17 protein-coding genes are annotated in these 16,565 nt (G+C 67.7%); 6 read left to right on the top strand and 11 right to left on the bottom strand.

All coding sequences use genetic code 11. The features are described from left to right. Window positions 1-8: 8 nt before the first annotated feature. The 3 genes from HWX14_RS10760 to HWX14_RS10750 all read right to left on the bottom strand — a co-directional run bounded on the left by HWX14_RS10760 (window position 9) and on the right by HWX14_RS10750 (window position 3,394). Window positions 9-1,355, bottom strand: a complete 1,347-nt coding sequence (locus HWX14_RS10760) for a nitrate/sulfonate/bicarbonate ABC transporter ATP-binding protein (protein WP_175882703.1) — start codon at window positions 1,353-1,355, stop codon at window positions 9-11. A gap of 11 nt (window positions 1,356-1,366) precedes the next feature. Beyond that, window positions 1,367-3,121: an ABC transporter permease subunit gene (locus HWX14_RS10755; protein ID WP_175882702.1), complete on the bottom strand. Its 1,755-nt coding sequence runs from the start codon at window positions 3,119-3,121 to the stop codon at window positions 1,367-1,369. A gap of 87 nt (window positions 3,122-3,208) precedes the next feature. After that, on the bottom strand, window positions 3,209-3,394 hold the full coding sequence (locus HWX14_RS10750) for a phosphate transporter (RefSeq protein WP_175882701.1): 186 nt from the start codon (window positions 3,392-3,394) through the stop codon (window positions 3,209-3,211). A 254-nt stretch (window positions 3,395-3,648) separates the two neighbouring features. On the opposite strand from HWX14_RS10750, the gene HWX14_RS10745 reads away from it, so the two are divergent. Both HWX14_RS10745 and HWX14_RS10740 read left to right on the top strand, forming a co-directional pair. After that, window positions 3,649-4,593: a metallophosphoesterase gene (locus HWX14_RS10745; protein WP_175882700.1), complete on the top strand. Its 945-nt coding sequence runs from the start codon at window positions 3,649-3,651 to the stop codon at window positions 4,591-4,593. A gap of 19 nt (window positions 4,594-4,612) precedes the next feature. Then, complete coding sequence (locus tag HWX14_RS10740) at window positions 4,613-4,954, top strand: cupredoxin family copper-binding protein (protein WP_027807167.1); 342 nt, start codon at window positions 4,613-4,615, stop codon at window positions 4,952-4,954. A gap of 153 nt (window positions 4,955-5,107) precedes the next feature. On the opposite strand, the gene HWX14_RS10735 is transcribed toward HWX14_RS10740, so the two are convergent. Then, window positions 5,108-6,277 carry an alpha/beta hydrolase gene (locus HWX14_RS10735; protein WP_175882699.1) on the bottom strand — a complete coding sequence of 390 codons (1,170 nt, stop codon included), beginning with the start codon at window positions 6,275-6,277 and terminating at the stop codon, window positions 5,108-5,110. 85 nt (window positions 6,278-6,362) lie between these two features. Further along, window positions 6,363-7,073, bottom strand: a complete 711-nt coding sequence (locus tag HWX14_RS10730) for an HAD-IA family hydrolase (protein ID WP_175882698.1) — start codon at window positions 7,071-7,073, stop codon at window positions 6,363-6,365. Between the two features lie 233 nt (window positions 7,074-7,306). Between HWX14_RS10730 and HWX14_RS10725 the strand changes: the two genes are divergently transcribed. Both HWX14_RS10725 and HWX14_RS10720 read left to right on the top strand, forming a co-directional pair. Further along, entirely contained in the window at window positions 7,307-7,615 is a 309-nt protein-coding gene (locus tag HWX14_RS10725) for a helix-turn-helix transcriptional regulator (RefSeq protein ID WP_006496873.1), read from the top strand. A gap of 80 nt (window positions 7,616-7,695) precedes the next feature. Then, window positions 7,696-8,757, top strand: coding sequence for an alkene reductase (locus HWX14_RS10720; RefSeq protein WP_175882697.1), 1,062 nt, complete (start codon window positions 7,696-7,698; stop codon window positions 8,755-8,757). Between the two features lie 18 nt (window positions 8,758-8,775). On the opposite strand, the gene HWX14_RS10715 is transcribed toward HWX14_RS10720, so the two are convergent. Beyond that, complete coding sequence (locus HWX14_RS10715; RefSeq protein ID WP_175882696.1) at window positions 8,776-9,303, bottom strand: GNAT family N-acetyltransferase; 528 nt, start codon at window positions 9,301-9,303, stop codon at window positions 8,776-8,778. Between the two features lie 92 nt (window positions 9,304-9,395). Between HWX14_RS10715 and HWX14_RS10710 the strand changes: the two genes are divergently transcribed. Next, window positions 9,396-10,007 carry a LysE family translocator gene (locus HWX14_RS10710; RefSeq protein WP_175882695.1) on the top strand — a complete coding sequence of 204 codons (612 nt, stop codon included), beginning with the start codon at window positions 9,396-9,398 and terminating at the stop codon, window positions 10,005-10,007. 21 nt (window positions 10,008-10,028) lie between these two features. On the opposite strand, the gene HWX14_RS10705 is transcribed toward HWX14_RS10710, so the two are convergent. Further along, a complete protein-coding gene (locus HWX14_RS10705; RefSeq protein WP_175882694.1) occupies window positions 10,029-10,949 on the bottom strand; it encodes a phosphatidylinositol-specific phospholipase C in 921 nt (306 codons plus the stop codon). 6 nt (window positions 10,950-10,955) lie between these two features. Between HWX14_RS10705 and HWX14_RS10700 the strand changes: the two genes are divergently transcribed. Further along, the gene (locus tag HWX14_RS10700; protein ID WP_175882693.1) at window positions 10,956-11,978 is read left to right on the top strand and encodes a LacI family DNA-binding transcriptional regulator; all 1,023 of its coding nucleotides are present in this window, start codon (window positions 10,956-10,958) and stop codon (window positions 11,976-11,978) included. Window positions 11,979-12,010: 32 nt separating this feature from the next. On the opposite strand, the gene HWX14_RS10695 is transcribed toward HWX14_RS10700, so the two are convergent. The 4 genes from HWX14_RS10695 to HWX14_RS10680 all read right to left on the bottom strand — a co-directional run bounded on the left by HWX14_RS10695 (window position 12,011) and on the right by HWX14_RS10680 (window position 16,520). Continuing rightward, a complete protein-coding gene (locus HWX14_RS10695; protein WP_175882692.1) occupies window positions 12,011-12,871 on the bottom strand; it encodes a carbohydrate ABC transporter permease in 861 nt (286 codons plus the stop codon). Then, a complete protein-coding gene (locus HWX14_RS10690; RefSeq protein ID WP_175882691.1) occupies window positions 12,868-13,737 on the bottom strand; it encodes a sugar ABC transporter permease in 870 nt (289 codons plus the stop codon). The genes HWX14_RS10695 and HWX14_RS10690 overlap by 4 nt, the downstream gene beginning before the upstream one ends. Window positions 13,738-13,771: 34 nt before the next feature. Continuing rightward, complete coding sequence (locus HWX14_RS10685) at window positions 13,772-15,010, bottom strand: ABC transporter substrate-binding protein (RefSeq protein WP_175882690.1); 1,239 nt, start codon at window positions 15,008-15,010, stop codon at window positions 13,772-13,774. A 298-nt stretch (window positions 15,011-15,308) separates the two neighbouring features. Then, window positions 15,309-16,520, bottom strand: coding sequence for a porin (locus HWX14_RS10680; RefSeq protein ID WP_175882689.1), 1,212 nt, complete (start codon window positions 16,518-16,520; stop codon window positions 15,309-15,311). Window positions 16,521-16,565 lie beyond the last annotated feature (45 nt).

Genomic DNA, 16,565 nt, shown 5'->3' with positions numbered 1-16,565 from the left:
CGTGGGTGTCAGCTCTCGACATCCTCCAGACTGAACACTTCCGTCTTGTCGTTGTACGAAAAGACCTCCCCGTACCGCCCCCAGTCGATCACCGCATCGAGCGTTTCCTCCGCCGCTTCGTCGGACAGGAAATCCTCCAGCTCCTGCTCGAAACGCACACGCGGCGCGCGATGACCCGGACGCTCGTTCAGCACCTTCCGGATCCGGGCAGCGAGCGGCACATGTTTCAGCAAGTGATCCGCGAACATCAGCTTGCGTTCCTGTGTGCCGAATTCCGCGAACACGCGCGCGGGCGGCGTCAGGAACACGTCGCCTTCGCGCACGTCCGCGAAGCCGAGGTGCTGCAGCACTTCCGCGATCGGAAACAGTTCGTCGACTTCCAGATGCAGCGAACGCGCGATTTCCGGCATGTCCGCACGACCGTGGTACGGCGCCATCGCGAGCGTCTCTATCAAGCCGGCCATCAGGTTGGTCGACACGCGCGGCATCCAGCTACCGAGCTCCAGCCCCTTCTTCGTCGCTTCGCCGGTCTGACGCGCGGTCATCTTCGCGTAGATGTCGTCGACGAGCTTGCGGAAATCGGTGTCGAGCCGGTTGCGCGGGTGCTTGAACGGCACCTTGATCTCGGCGATCACGCGGCCCGGGTTCGACGACAGCACGAGAATCCGGTCGCACATGAACACCGCTTCCTCGATGTTGTGCGTGACGATCAGCACCGACTTGATCGGCATCCGGCCCTGTGTCCACAGATCCAGCAGATCGGTACGCAGCGTTTCGGCGGTCAGCACGTCGAGTGCGGAGAACGGCTCGTCCATCAGCAGAATGGTCGGATCGACGACCAGTGCGCGTGCAAAACCGACGCGCTGGCGCATCCCGCCCGACAGCTCGCGCGGATACGCGTTCTCGAAACCGTCGAGACCGATCAGGTCGATCGCGGCCAGCGCGCGTTCGCGCCGCTCGCGCGCGCCGACGCCGAGCGCCTCCAATCCGGCTTCCACGTTCTGCAGCACGGTGAGCCACGGGAACAGCGCGAAAGTCTGGAACACCATCGCAACGCCCTCGGCCGGGCCGCGCAGCGGCTTGCCGAGGTAGGTCACCTCGCCGCCGGTCGGCTCGATCAGGCCGGCGATGATGCGTAACAACGTGGATTTGCCGGAGCCCGAGCGGCCGAGCAGGCCGACGATCTCGCCTTCGCGCAGCGACAGGTTCGCATCGTCGAGCACGAGCAGTTCGCCCTGCGACTTGTTGAAGCCGCGGTTCACGTGCTCGACGCGCAGGATTTCTTCGCCGAGCCGCGGCGGCTGCAGCGGCTGGGACGTCTTGACGGGGGCGTTGATAACGGTCGAATTTTGCATCGCGCTTACTCTCAATCGAGACGGAGCCGGGATTCCGCATAGGCGTACATCGGACGCCACAGCAGGCGGTTGAACAAGGTAACGAACAGGGACATCACGGCGATGCCCAGGATGATCTTCGGGAAATCCCCGGCGGCGGTCGTTTGCGCGATATACGCGCCGAGGCCGTGCGCGACGACCTTCGTGTCGCCCCACTGCACGAACTCCGACACGATGCTCGCGTTCCACGCGCCGCCCGATGCGGTGATCGCGCCGGTCACGTAGTACGGGAAGATGCCGGGCAGGATCGCCTGGCGCCACCACTGCCAGCCGCGGATGCGGAAATTCTTCGTCGCTTCCTTGTAATCGTTCGGATAGGACATCGCGCCGGCGATCACGTTGAACAGGATGTACCACTGCGTGCCGAGCACGATCAGCGGCGACAGCCAGATGTCCGCGTTCAGGTGGAAGTGGACGATCACGATCACGAACACCGGGAACAGCAGGTTCGCCGGGAACGCGGCGAGAAACTGCGCGAGCGGCTGGATCTTCTCGGCCAGCTTCGGGCGCAGCCCGATCAGCACGCCGAGCGGCACCCAGATCACCGATGCGATCGCGATCAGCACCAGCACGCGCAGCAGCGTGATGAGCCCGAGCACGAGCACGTGGCCGACCTCGACCATCGTCACGCCGGTCGCGACGAAACTGACGACGCGCCATGCGACGTACGCCGTCAGCAGGATCACGAACGCGGCCCACACGATGTCGCCGATGCGCGACGAACGGCGCGCCGATGCGCCGCGCACGCGCGTGCCCGTCAGCGACGGCACGCGCAGCGGAATCCGCGCGGCCTGTGACAGCAGCCAGCCGGCCGGCACGAGCAACTGATGGATCAGGTGCGTGCGGCGCATCATGTCGAGCAGCCACGATTGCGGCGCATCGCCCGACGCGGTGTTCTCCATCCGGAACTTGTCGGCCCACGCGACGAGCGGACGGAACAGGAACTGGTCGTAGGCGAGGATCACGACCGACATCGCGACGATCACCCAGCCGACCGCGCCGAGATTCTTGTCCGAGATCGCCTGCGCGAGATACGCGCCGATGCCCGGCAACGTGATCGTCTGGTTGCCGACGGTGATCGCTTCCGACGCGACGACGAAGAACCAGCCGCCCGACATCGACATCATCATGTTCCAGATCAGGCCCGGCATCGAGAACGGCACCTCGAGCTTCCAGAAACGCTGCCACGGCGTCAGGTGAAAGCCGCGCGACACTTCGCTCAGGTCGCGCGGCACCGTGCGCAGCGACTGATAGAAGCTGAACGTCATGTTCCATGCCTGGCTCGTGAAGATCGCGAAGATCGCGGCCAGCTCCGCACCGAGCACGCGGCCCGGAAACAGCGCGAGGAAAAACGTGACCGTAAACGAGATGTAGCCGAGCACCGGCACCGACTGCAGGATGTCGAGGATCGGGATCAGCACCATGCCCGCGCGGCGGCTCTTCGCGGCGAGCGTGCCGTAGACGAGCGTGAACACGAGCGACGCGATCATCGCGGCGAGCATCCGCAGCGTGGTACGCAGCGCGTATTCAGGCAGGTTCGACGGATCGAGCGAGATCTTCTGCGTCTGCAGCACGCCGATCGGCGCCATCGTCTGGTGAAAACCGACGATCGCCATCGCGAGGATGCCGATGATCAGCGGAAACGCGACCGCGTCCCAGCGGTTGGGCAGCACGCGCCACGCGGACGCGTTGGCGGTGCGATTCGGATCGAAGAAACGGATATCCATCGGTAGCGTCTTGTGTCTTGTGTCGAATTGAAAATCGATGGGTCCGGCCGCGTGCCGCGCGGCCGGGCGTCGCGGCCGCGGCGCGAATCAGGACAGCCCGTGCAGGGCGATCGGCAGCACCGGACCTTCCTTGACGAGGCGGAGATCGGCGCCGCGATGAATGCCGACCGGGACGATGCCGCAGGCAATGACCGGAAAAAACAGCGCGAGGCCGAGGGTGCGCGTGCGGTGGCCGACCGCACCGCCCGTGTCCGTTGCCGCGAGGTTCGGCATGAAGGGCTCCGGAGAGGGGATTCGGAGTGGGAGGCTATCGGGCGGCTGTGACGCAAATGTGACGTGTCACTTACAGGACATTGACGGGTCATCCGACGGCAGTCGCGCATCGCGCCGCCGGCCGCCGACACGGGAGTTCGATTTCGCAACGGTCGGGAATAAATCCGCCGCTTCGCCGGTATCGCAGGGGAAGGCGCCGGCTTATTCCAGGACGATCCGGCCGTCCGGTTTCGTCACACGAATGCGAGGCTTACATGTCTTCATCGACCCCCACCCGCCCGTCGCGCCGCAAGGCTCTGCAATGCATGGCCTTCGGCGGGCTCGGCACGCTGTTCACGCTGTCGGGCGGCATCCTCACGCCGTTCGACCTCGCGCTCGCGCAGACTGGCGACGCACGCCCGGCCGACGCGGGCCGGCCGCTGTTCGTGCAGATCAGCGATACGCACATCGGCTTCAACAAGGACGCGAACCCCGACGTGTCGGCCACGCTGAAGCAGACGATCGACCTCGTCAACGGGATGCCCGCGCTGCCCGCGCTGGCGATCCATACCGGCGACATCACGCACCTGTCCAAGGCGGAGGAATTCGATCACGCGTCGCAACTGCTGTCCGCGCTGCGCGTGCCGGAACTACACACCGTGCCCGGCGAGCATGACGTCACCGACGGGTCGGGCGCCGAATATTTCGGCCGGTTCGGCAAGGCGTCGGACAACCGCGGCTATTACAGCTTCGATCACGCGGGCGTGCACTTCATCGCACTCGTCAACGTGATGCACTTCAAACCGAACGGGCTCGGCAGCTTCGGCGACGAGCAGCTCGCGTGGCTCGCGCAGGATTTGAAGGGCCGCTCGTCGAGCACGCCGATCGTCGTGTTTTCGCACATGCCGATGTGGACCATCTACGAACCGTGGGGCTGGGGCACCGGCGACGCGCCGCAGACGATGGCGCTGCTGCGCCGCTTCGGCTCGGTCACCGTGCTGAACGGGCACATCCATCAGATCGTATCGAAGGTCGAGGGCAACGTGACGTTCCATACCGCCCGCTCGACCGCGTTCCCGCAGCCGACGGCCGGCAACGGGCCGGGCCCCGTGCCGCTCACGGTGCCGCACGACCGGCTGCCGTCGATGCTCGGCGTGACGACCGTCGAATTCGCCGGCCATCCCGTTGCGTCGTCGCTGCACGATGCGACGCTCGCCTGATGAATATAAGGAGACCGACATGATCCGCTTCAAGCCATCTCGATTCGTCGCGACGCTGCTCCTGTGCGGGGCCGCCGCCGGCACGCCGCCCGCCGCATTCGCGCAGGGCCCGAACGGCCCGCTCGTGACGATCCGCAATTTCATGTTTTCGCCGATGTCCACCACGATCAAGGCCGGCACGACGATTACGTGGAAGAACCTCGACGCGGAACCGCATACCGTCGTCAACGACGCCGGCATCTTTCATTCGAAGGCGCTCGACCAGGACGAGACGTACGCGTTCCGCTTCGACAAGCCGGGCGTCTACAAGGTGTTCTGCGGGATTCATCCGTACATGAAGGAGACGATCACCGTCGAATGACGCGACCGCCACGCAACGCGCGGGCGAACGGTGGGCGGCTGCCGCCTACAGTGGCCGTCGTCCCCTTCGCCCGCGACGCACACGGAACCGCCCACGATTCCTGCATTTTTCTGGTCGATCGATGTTCGTCGCGGGCGGGCCTTGCATGCGGGCTCACTGCCCCGCTGCGTGCAGGTCCGGCGCGGTGCCGGCGACGACCGGACACGACTGCGGCAACGCCTGCCCGAACAGCACGGCCAGCCCGCACGCGGACGTGAACATGCCGAGGCCGTCATGCCCGACACCGGGCACTTCGACGACCTGCTGCGCGAGATCGTCGGGATGCCGCTTCTTCAGGTAATCGAAATAGGCAAGCCCGCGCGCCAGCCGGTACGGCCCCTGCGCCATCGCCGCGCATGAACGGTCGATGAAGTGCGTATATGGATTCGTGTCGGCCTGGCCGAGCAGGTACACGACATGGCGCGCGACGTAGCGCGTTTCGAGATCGCGCACGTCCTGCGACGCCACGTAAGGCGGCGCCGACTTCAACCCGTACTTCCATTCCGTCGCGCGCGGACACGTACCGCCGGCCAGCGCGTCGGCATTCGGCCGTTCGTCGTCGAAATACAGGTAGCTCGACGGGTTCGCGACCACGTAGCGCACCGCAATGCCGGTACGCGCGAGCGCGTCGCCTTCGCGCCCGGCCACCGCATAACGCTGCAGCAACTGTGCGCCGGCGGAATGGCCGATCACGACGACCGTCGACAACGACGGGTACAGGCTGCGGTCGGCGAAATGCGCGAGCAACGCGTCGAGCGCCGCGAACGAGCTGATCGGGCCCGGCTGGCGCGCCGGTTCGCCGCCCTTCCATCCTTCCTGCGTCCATGCGAGCGTCGATGCAGGCAACGAAAACGCACGCACATCGGCGCGCGTCAGGAATTGCGGCGCGACGACCATCGTGCCCGCGCCGGTCGCACCGGCCTGTTCGACGACCTTGCGACCCGATGCGTAGTACGCGTCGGCGTTACGGAGCGTGCCGTGAATCACGATGAACACGCGCGTGACGTCGGGCGCGGGCTGGTCGAGCGGATGGTCCGCGTAGACGGGCAGCGCCGCGCTGCCCTGCGGCGTGTCGACAGCCACGCGCTGGTCGGCGACGGCCTTGACCGGCGCTTCGAGACGTTCGCGCTGCGTGGGCGTGGCGGCTTCGGCCGGCTGCGTACCGCCCAGCATGCCGGCAGCGGCGCAGGCTACCGCGAGCGGAACGGCGTATGAGAAGGCGCGAGCGGCCGGCAGCGTACGCGAGAGTCGGATGCGGGCAAAAGCAACGGAAATGACGGACATGGCGGCGGCTCGGATGGCGGATATGACTTGAACGGCGATGGTCGCAGAATCCGTCGCGCGCTGCCGGCCCGCTGCGGAAAACGGGTCAGCCGGCCGGTTGCGCGCCGCGCTCGGCGTCCGCACACGCTTCGCCCGTGTGACGCTGCATCTGCTGCACGATCCCGACCAGTTCGCCGATATGTGTCGGCACCGCTGGCTTGCCGGCGCGTGCCCACGCATCGAACGACGTCATGCCGCTCACCGCGCCGACGAATGGCACGCCGGCACGCTCGGCCGCCAGTGCGTCTACCGCATGATCGCCGACGTAGATTGCCGCCGCCGCAGGCAAGCCCAGCCGCGCCAGCGCCTGCACGAGCCCTTCCGGGTCCGGCTTGTGGCGTTGCACATCTTCCCCGCCAATCAGCACGTCAACGAGCGATTGCAAACCGTTGCGCTCGAGAATCGCCTCGATCCGGTAGCGAAACTTCGACGACACGATCGCGACGGCAAGCCCTTGCTCGCGCAACGCCGCGAGCAAGGGCGGCACTTCGGGATAGATGCGGGTGCCGGGCACCATGATCTCGTCGGCGCGCGCGACGAAGTGCCGCGCGAACGCATCGGCCCGCACCGCTTCGGTGTCTCCCGTCAACGAACGGAACATGTCGGGCAACGGCAGCCCGATCACGGCGGTGATCTGCGCGGGCGTCGGGCCGGCGGCGCCGAGCTGATGCAGCGCGTACTCGGTGCATTCAATGATCGCGGCGGACGAATCCGCCAGCGTCAGGTCGAAATCGAATATGACGGCCCGAACGGACATGAAAGGACTCCGTAAATAAAGCGCGACGCCACGTATGTTACGCGTGCGGCGGTATGAGATTGCCGGCAAGACGGCCTGAAACCGGCGGTTCGCGTCGCGGCCCATCCGACCCCGAGATTACGACTCCCTATCAACCCCATTGCCAACAGTGCTTTCAAACATATCGCCAAAACACGATATAAGATTCGCCCATCGACGATACCGCTTGCCTGACCGAAACACCCAGCTTTTCCATGCCGACCGAACTCGACATCGACGCAATCCTGAAGGCGCTCTCGAACCCCGTGCGCCGGGAAATCCTCGTCTGGCTGAAAACGCCCGGCGAGCATTTCCCGCAGCAGACGCTGCCGTACGAACACGGCGTCTGCGCGGGCCAGATCGACGCGCGCTGCGGGCTGTCGCAGTCGACCGTCTCCGCGCACCTCGCGACGCTGCAGCGCGCGGGGCTCGTGACGTCGACGCGGATCGGCCAGTGGGCGTTTTTCCAGCGCAACGAGGCCGTCATCGACGCATTTCACGACGCCCTGCGCCGCGAACTCTAGCCAACGGCCGAACCGGCCATGCGGGACGCCATCGCACATGACGCGACGGCTCCCCGCCTTTCGTGAAGAGGTTATCTGCCATGCCCACGCTGTTCGATCCCGTTACCCTCGGCGACCTGACCCTGCCGAACCGCATCGTGATGGCGCCGCTCACCCGCTCCCGTGCGGGCGCGGCGCGCGTGCCGAACGCGCTGATGGCGCGCTACTACGCCGAGCGCGCGTCGGCCGGCCTGATCATCACCGAAGCGACGTCGGTCACGCCGCAAGGCGTCGGCTATGCCGACACGCCGGGCATCTGGTCCGACGAGCAGGTCGACGGCTGGAAGCAGATCACGCAGGCCGTGCACGCGGCCGGCGGGCGCATCGTGCTGCAACTCTGGCACGTCGGCCGGATCTCCGACCCGATGTTCCTGAACGGCGACCTGCCGGTCGCGCCGAGCGCGATCGCCGCGGGCGGCAACGTGAGCCTCGTGCGTCCGCCGCGTCCGTTCGTGACGCCGCGCGCACTCGAACTCGACGAAATTCCGGGCATCGTCGCCGCGTACCGCAAGGGTGCCGAGAACGCGAAGGCAGCGGGCTTCGACGGCGTCGAGATTCACGGCGCGAACGGCTACCTGCTCGACCAGTTCCTGCAGGACAGCACCAATCGCCGCACCGATGCGTACGGCGGCCCGATCGAGAATCGCGCGCGCCTGCTGCTCGAAGTGGTCGACGCGGCGATCGACGTGTGGGGCGCCGGCCGGGTCGGCGTGCACCTCGCACCGCGCGGCGACGCGCATACGATGGGCGATTCGGATCCGGCGGCAACGTTCGGTTATGTCGCGCGCGAACTCGGCCGCCGCAAGATCGCGTTCATCTTCACGCGCGAATCGTATTCGGGCGATCATTTGAGCCCGCGCCTGAAGGAAGCGTTCGGCGGCCCGCTGATCGCGAACGAGCAGTTCACGCTCGACACCGCGCAGGCCGCGCTCGCGAGCGGCAGTGCCGACGCGATCGCGTGGGGCAAGCTGTTCATCGCGAACCCGGACCTGCCGCGCCGCCTCGAAATCGGCGCGCCGCTCAACAAGCCGGTGCCGGAGACGTTCTACGCGGAAGGCGAAACGGGCTACACCGACTACCCGGCGCTGAGCGACGCGGCCTGACGGTGGAACGGCGCGGGTTCAGGCGGGCACGTCGGCACGCATGAACACGCGCCGCGTTTCGTCGAGACCGAGCGCGACGTGGTGCGCGCGGATCGCGCGCAGCGTGTCGTCGAGCGCTGCATCGTCGATGATCCGGAAGCCGAGGCGCGCGTAGTACGGCGCATTCCACGGCGCGTCGCGGAACGTCGACAGCACGACCTGCGTGACGTGCTCCCGCGCCGCGCGCGTCATCACCTGTTCGATCAGGCGCGCGCCGATCCGCTGTCCGGCATGCGACGGCGCGACATCCAGTTCCTCCAGATACAGCCGCCGCGCATCGAGCAGCCGGTAGAACGCGAATCCGACGCACGTGCCTTGCGAATCGACCGCGACATACGCACGGCCGTCGTCGATCCGCACGAGCACGGCAGCCGCATCGGTCGGCTCGCCGTCGGCGATGTCGGCCATGCCGATTGCGCGAAACCGCTGCGCGGCGGCGACTTCCACGGCGGCCATCGCGGCCGCGTCTTCCCGCGTGGCGGGGCGAATCAGGATCGATGCAGGCATGACGGCAATTCAGGCAGGCAGTCTGGAACGGCCGTCACTATAATCGAAACTTCATACGTGTCGTTTCGAACGCCCGATCCACGAGGTCCGTCATGACGTTGCCCGCACTCGCCGTCTTCGCCTTCGCGCTGCTCCTTACCGCCGGCACGCCCGGCCCGAGCGTCGCCGCGCTCGTCGCGCGCGTGCTGACGAACGGCGTGCGCGACGTGCTTCCGTTCCTCGCGGCCATGTGGCTCGGCGAAGCGCTGTGGCTCACGCTCGCGGTCGCGGGGCTGTCCGCGTTCGCGCATACGTTCGCGACCGGCCTGATCGTGCTGAAGCTGCTCGGCGTCGCGTACCTGCTGTTCCTCGCGTGGAAGATGTGGACCGCGCCCACCGGCACGGATGCGGACGACCTGCCGCGCGGCCAGTCGCCGTGGCGCATGTTCGCCGCGGGGATGCTGGTCACGCTCGGCAATCCGAAAATCATGATCTTCTATCTCGCGCTGCTGCCGACCATCGTCGACCTCACGCACGTCGGCGTCGGCGCGTGGGCCGAACTGGTCGGCACGATGCTCGCGGTGCTGATCCTGGCCGACTGCTTCTGGTCGCTGCTCGCGTCGCGCGCTCGCGCCTTCCTGACGTCGGCACGTGCGAAGCGGATCGCGAACCGCACGAGCGCGACCGCGATGGCCGGTGCGGCGGTGGCGATCGCGACGCGGTAGTCCCCGGCGACGCTCCACCCGCTAACAGCGAAACGCCTTGCGCCAGGCGCCCTGCTCCGGCGTGTAGCCGTTGCATTCGATCAGCGCGCGCACCAGCGCCCAATCATCGTCATCGCAGAAATCGAGCAGCATCGCGCCGTGCGGGCCGGGCTGCTCGCGCAAGCGTTCGGCCAGTCGCGCATGAATGCCCGGCACGCGGCCATCGCCATGTGCGACCACCGACGGATTCGCGCCCATCCCCGTGCCGCTGCAGAAACTGATCGCCCAGCGGCCGCTGTCCGGCAGCGGCAGATGCGTCAGCAGCGCGTCGATCGCACGCCACTTCCATCCGATCGACGCGGCCACCGGCACGCGATATTCGTCCTGGATCACGAATGCGCCGTCCGGATGGTCGATCGTAAACGTCGCGTTGTCGGGCCACGCGGTCAGGTCGATGCCGAGCGGCCGGCTGCTGCGAAAGCGCCGCAGCAGCACGATCGCGCCGCGCACGTCGCCGAGCGTCGGCAGCGTGCCGCCGGCATGCCAGCGCAGCCGCGGATGCCGCGCGCGATGCGCGTCGAACGTCGCATCGAAACCGCGCGTGCACGCGTGCGCCGGCCACTCGTCCTTCACCGACATCACGATGCATTCGCGCGGATGCGCATCGAGAAAGCGCGTACAGGTGGCCAGCGCGTCGTCGAACGTCATGCCGAGCGCGATGCCGCCGTGATGGATGTCGAACGCATCGCGCACGTGCCGGCAGCGGATGTCCAACAGCCGCACGCCATGCGCGAGCTGCGCATCGAGCGGCGCATGCTGCGTGCGCACCAGCGAATCGTCGACCGTATACGCACAGGTGTCATGGCTGCCCGGTAGGGTCAGCGTATGCAGCGGCCGCGCGTCGTCGAGCGCCGACATCCAGTCGGCAGGCGGCATGCACGTATCGTGGCGCGAAGGGATCATGAATCGATGAATGACAAGGAAAGAAAACCGTGGGTAACGGCGTCGGATGTCGCGGCGCGGGCCGGCGTCTCGCGCTCCGCAGTGTCGCGCGCGTTCTCGCCGACGGCAAGCATCGCGCCGCAAACCCGCGAACGCGTGATGGCCGCCGCGCGTGCGATGGGCTACCAGGTCAACCTGATCGCGCGCGACATGATCACGCAGCGCAGCAGCATGATCGGCGTCGTGACGGCCGGGTTCGAGAACCCGTTCCGCGCGCGGCTGCTGTCGGACCTGATGGCCGTGCTCGGGCAGCGCGCGCTCACGCCGCTCGTGACCAATGCGGAAGATCCGCGCCAGGTCCGGCAATCGCTCGAACAACTGCTCAGCTACCGGATCGCGGGCCTCGTGATGACGTCCGCGTCGCCGCCGCTGTCGGTCGCGCAGCAGTATCTCGAACACCGGATTCCGGTCGTGATGATCAACCGCGAAGCGAACCTGCCGGGCGCCGATGTGGTCGTCAGCGACAACGCGGCGGGCGCCACCTGCGCAGCGCAGCGGCTCGTGCGGGCCGGCGCGCGCCGGCTCGCGTTCGTCGGGCCGCGCGCCACGAGCTACAGCGCGGGATCGCGCGCCGCGGCGTTCGAGCAGGCGCTCGGGCCACACAACGCGTTCGATGCGGCGCTCGTGCACGTGGTCGACACGCCGTCCGACACCCATGCCTGCGGGATCGATGCGGCGCGGCACCTGTTCGCGACCGGCGAGCGGCCCGACGGCGTGTTCTGCTCGTCCGACCTGCTCGCGCTCGGCGTGATCGACGTGGCGCGCCGCGAATTCGGCTTGCGCGTGCCGGACGACCTGCGCGTGATCGGCTTCGACGACATCCCCGCCGCCGAATACGATGCGTATCGGCTGACGACGCTGCGGCAGGACACGCGCGGCCTCGCGCACGCGGCGATCGACCTGCTCGCCGACCGGATGCAGACGTTCGACGGCCCGTCGCGCACACGCGTCGTGCCGGTCACGCAGGTGGTGCGCGACAGTTGCGCGTGACGATGCAGGACCGGGCGCGGCCACGCCGCGCGTCACTTCAGCCCGCCCGCGAACCCGCGCAACAGGTAGCGCTGCACATAGCCGGCCACGGCCAGCGTCGGCAGCGACGCCATCAGCCCGGCGCTCATCAGGTCGCCCCAGTCGATGCCGTTCTCCGTCACGTAGCCGGCAATCGCGAGCGGCAGCGTGAAACGGCTCGGCATCGACACGAACAGCAGCGCGATCAGGAATTCGTTCCACGCCGCGATGAACACGAAGATCGCTGTCGCGATCAGCCCCGGCGCGCACAGCGGCAGCACGATCTGCACGAGCCGCCGCGCGAGCCCCGCGCCGTCGATGCACGCCGCTTCCTCATATTCGATCGGCACGTCGCGCACGAACGCGAGCAGCATCCAGATCGCCATCGGCAACGCGTAGATCTGGTACGCGAGCATCAGGCCGAGCGTCGAATCGAGCAGGTGCAGCCGCTTCGCGAGCGCGAACAGCGGCACCGCGATCGTGATCGGCGGCATCAGCTTCAACGCCAGCACGAGCACCAGGAACAGCAGGTCGAGCCGCGCCGGAAACCGCAGCCGCACGAGCGCGTACGCGGCCGGAAACGCGAGCGCCAGCGCGAGCAGCGTCGTGCCGAAGCCGACCAGCAGCGAATTGAACAGCGGCGCACCGATGCCGTTCGACCACACCGACGCAAAATGCTCGAAGGTCGGCGCGGCCGGCCAGATCCGCAACGGATGATCGAGGCGTTCGAGCGTCGGCATGAACGCCGCGCCCGCCATCCACAGGCACGGCAGCAGCAACAGCGCGAGCGCGACGACGCGCAGCGTCCACGGCATCGCGTGACCGAATGCGGCACTCGCTCGTGCGCGCGGGATGCCCGCCGATCGCGCCGTCATGCGCGCCGCTTGCGAACCGTCTGCCATACGTACCCCGAGACCAGCAGCGCGGACGCCGCGAGCATCAGCACCGACGCGGCGCTCGCCGGCCCGACGTTGAAGAAGCGGAAGCCCGTGTCGTAGATATAGGTCGACAACGTCTGCGTCGCATTGCCGGGGCCGCCGCCCGTCAGCGCATAGACCTTGTCGAACAGCTTGAACGTGTCGATCGAGCGCAGCAGCAGCGCGAGGCCGATCTGCGGCGCCGCGAGCGGCAACGTGATGTCGCGCAGGCACTGCCACTCGCTCGCGCCATCGGTGCGCGCGGCTTCGTACAGCTCCTGCGGGATCGATTGCAGCCCGGCGAGCACGATCAGGAACGCCATCGGCGTCCACTGCCACACGTCGACGAGCGCGAGCGACCACAGCGCGAGATGCGGATCGGACAGCCAGCGCACGCCTTCGACGCCGAACGCCGCGAGCAGCGCGTTCAGGAAGCCGTCGAAGTTCAGCCAGTTGCGCCAGATCGCCGAGCATACGAGCGTGGACAGCATCATCGGCAGGATCGCGAGCGGCAGCGCGATGCGCCGGCCCGGAAACGCGCGAACGAACAGCAGCGCGAGGCCGAAGCCGAGCGCGACTTCGGCGAGCGACGCGACGATCGTGAAGCGCAGCGTGTTGCCGAAGCCGGCTGCAAACGCATCGTCGCCGAGCACCGCGCGATAGTTCGCGAGCCCCGCGAACGCGCGGCGGCCGGCCGAATAATCGACCCGGCAGAACGAGTCGATCAGCACCTGCGCGACCGGATACAGCGCGAGCGCGGCGAGCACCAGCAGCGCGGGCCCGAGCAGCGCGACGAACGGCAGGCTGCGACCGAACGCCTTCATGCGCGAGCTCCGGCCTGCGGATCGACGTGAGCCGTCACTTGCCGGCCGCGGCCGTTGCCTGCGCGATCTTCTGCTGCGCCTGGCGCAGCGCGGCGTCGGGCGCGGCCTGCCCCGTCAGCGCGAGCTGCAACTGATCGCCGAGAATGCTCTCGACCTGCTGCCAGTCGTTCACGCGCGGCCGCGCACGGCCGGCTTCGAGCGCCTTCAACTGATCCGGATACCAGCGGTACTGGCGCACCAGCGCCGGATCGTTGAAGACGCTGCGGCGGGTCGGCGGAATGCCGATGCCGGCGAGGCGCGTCTGCGTATCGCGCGCGCTCAGGTAAGCGAGGAAGTCCTGCGCGAGCTTCGCGTGCGGCGCGTCCTTCGGAATGCCCATCTGCCAGATGCCGAGCATCGGCGCCGGGCCCGCGGTCTGCCCCGGCGGCGGCTGCAGCGCGATCTGCCCGACCACGCGCGACTGCTTCGCGTCGTCGAGCGCCGGCACCCAGGCGGGCCACACCTCGATCGACTGCGCGGCCGTGCCGCGTTGCAGCGCGTCGCGCACTTCGGCCGCGCCGTACACGTCGACGTCCTTCGGCGCGAACGCCTTCAGCGCGAGGAACGTCTTCAGCGCGGCCTGCGCTTCGCGCGAATCGATCGTCACGTTGCCGGCACGGTCGAACACGTCGCCGCCGTATGCCCACAGGATCGGCAGGAAGCCCGTGACGACCGGGTTGCCCTTCGTGCCGCGGAACACGACGCCCGACACGCTCTTGTCCGCGCCGCCGACGGTCTGCGCGATCTTCAGCACGTCGTCCCAGTTGCGCGGCGGTTGCAGCTTGTACTTCGCGAGCAGGTCCTTGCGGTACGCGAACATCTCGACGTTGCCGACGATCGGCAGCGCGTACAGCGCGCCCGCTGCGTTGCGGCCGAGCGCGACGGTGGACGGCACGAGATCGGCGTCGGCCAGCGATGCCGGCAGCGGCTTCAGCCAGCCGTTGCCGATGAATTCGGGCGCCCACGTGTCGTCCATCATCACGAGGTCGTACGCGCCGGTGCCTTCGCGCATCGACAGCTTGAGCTTCTGGTACAGGTTCGCGTTCGGCAGCTTGAGCAGCTCGATGTCGGTGCCCGGGTGCAGCTTGGTGAAGCCGGCGACGGCGTCGGCGAGCCCCTTGCCGTAGATGTCGTCGCGGCCCGCGATGACGAGATCCGCCGCGAAGGCGTGCGTGGCGGCAACGGATAGCGCAACGGCGGCGGACAGCGCGCGCAGGCGACTCAGCAGGGTCATGTGGTCTCTCTCGATCGGCGTATGGAGCGGAACGGTCATGCGTTGCACACGTGTGCAACGCCGGCGACACGTCGGGTCGCGTGAAGCGTCGCCATTGTTCACGCAGACCGTGAAGGTATTGTGGCAACCCGCAAGCCGGGCAACCTGACGCCCGCATTCCGTCCATCCGGGCCCGTTCAGTTAAGCATACGGGCGATTTTTTTCAAGCCTCGCTTTCCATCACTCGACCGGCCCCGGACCCTACGCGTGAAGGCAGCGCGGCGGCACGCGACCGACGTGCCGCCCCCCGCATCCAGCGTCAAAAGTTCACACGAATCCCGGCCATCACCGCCAGTTGCCGGCTCGAGTTGCTGTTCGCGAGCACCGGAATCTGCGCGTAGTTCGCCGCGTTGCCGTCCGCGTCGGTGCCGAGCCCCGTGCCGCTCGCGATCTGGCCGATCGCGACCGCATACAGCGCGGTGCGCTTCGACAGGCTGTAGTTCGTGCCGACGTTCACCTGATGGAAGCGCGTCGTGCCGCGCCCGTCCGTATGCGCGGCGTTGAAAATGTACGCGACGCCGCCTTGCAGCGCCGGCGTGAACATGTACGTGACGTTCAGCTCGCCGACGTCGAACGTGAACGCCTGCGTGCGCGGCTGCGCGGCGGTCGAGAAATAGCGGCTGTCGCCGAGACGCGTATGCGTGTAGGTCAGCGCGACCGTCGCCGCGCCGAACGTGACCGACCCGCCCGCCCCGAACGCACGCATCGAGCCAGCATCCTGCAGCAGGCAATACATCGCGCCCGGGTTGCTGCACGCGAAATCACCGATATAGCCGCTCGCGCCGCCGAGCGCCGCGTCGAGCGGCTGGTGCAGGTCGAGGTAGCCGACCGAGAACGCGACCGGCGCACGCGTATACGTCGCGGCCACCGCATAGCCGCGCTTCGCGGAAAAATCGCCGGCCTGCCCGCCGAAGCTGAACGTGCCGCCGAACGTGAGGCCGTTGAAATCGGCGCTGGTGAACTTCACCGCGTTGTTGAAGTTGAACGCGGCATTCAGGTTGTCGACGTCGCCGAGATGCGAGCCGTACGGCGTCGCCCAGTTGTTGCTCGACACGTACGCGCCGAGCATGTCGGTGTACGAGTCGTACTGCCGGCCGAGGCCGAGCGTGCCGATGCCGTCCTGGCGCAGCCCGACCCATGCCTGCCGGCTGAACGCGGTGCCGCCCTGCAACGCCTGCCCGTTCGCGGACAGGAACTGCTGCTCGAGCGTGAATACCGCGTCGAGGCCGCCGCCGAGCGGCTCGGCGCCCTGGAAGCCGAAGCGCGACGGCACGAGGTTGCCGCCGCCCATCTGCCACGCATGGCCGCCGCCCGTGCTGCCGTCGGCGCGCGTGAACTGCTGGTTCGTCGAGTAGATGATGCCGGTGTCCACGGTGCCGTACAGCGTCACGCTCCCCGAAGTCTGCGCGTGCGCCGCATGCATGCAAGCCAGCATGGCCGCGGCTGCGGTCAGTCGTCGTCCGTTCTTCATGTCCCGCCCCTCTATGGTCATCGGTTCGCAGTGCAAATCGATGGT

The sequence above is a fragment of the Burkholderia sp. BCC0044 genome (assembly GCF_902832955.1).
Taxonomy (GTDB): Bacteria; Pseudomonadota; Gammaproteobacteria; order Burkholderiales; family Burkholderiaceae; genus Burkholderia.
Note: the sequence above shows the minus strand (reverse complement) of the source record. Positions and strands in the feature narration are given on the sequence as shown.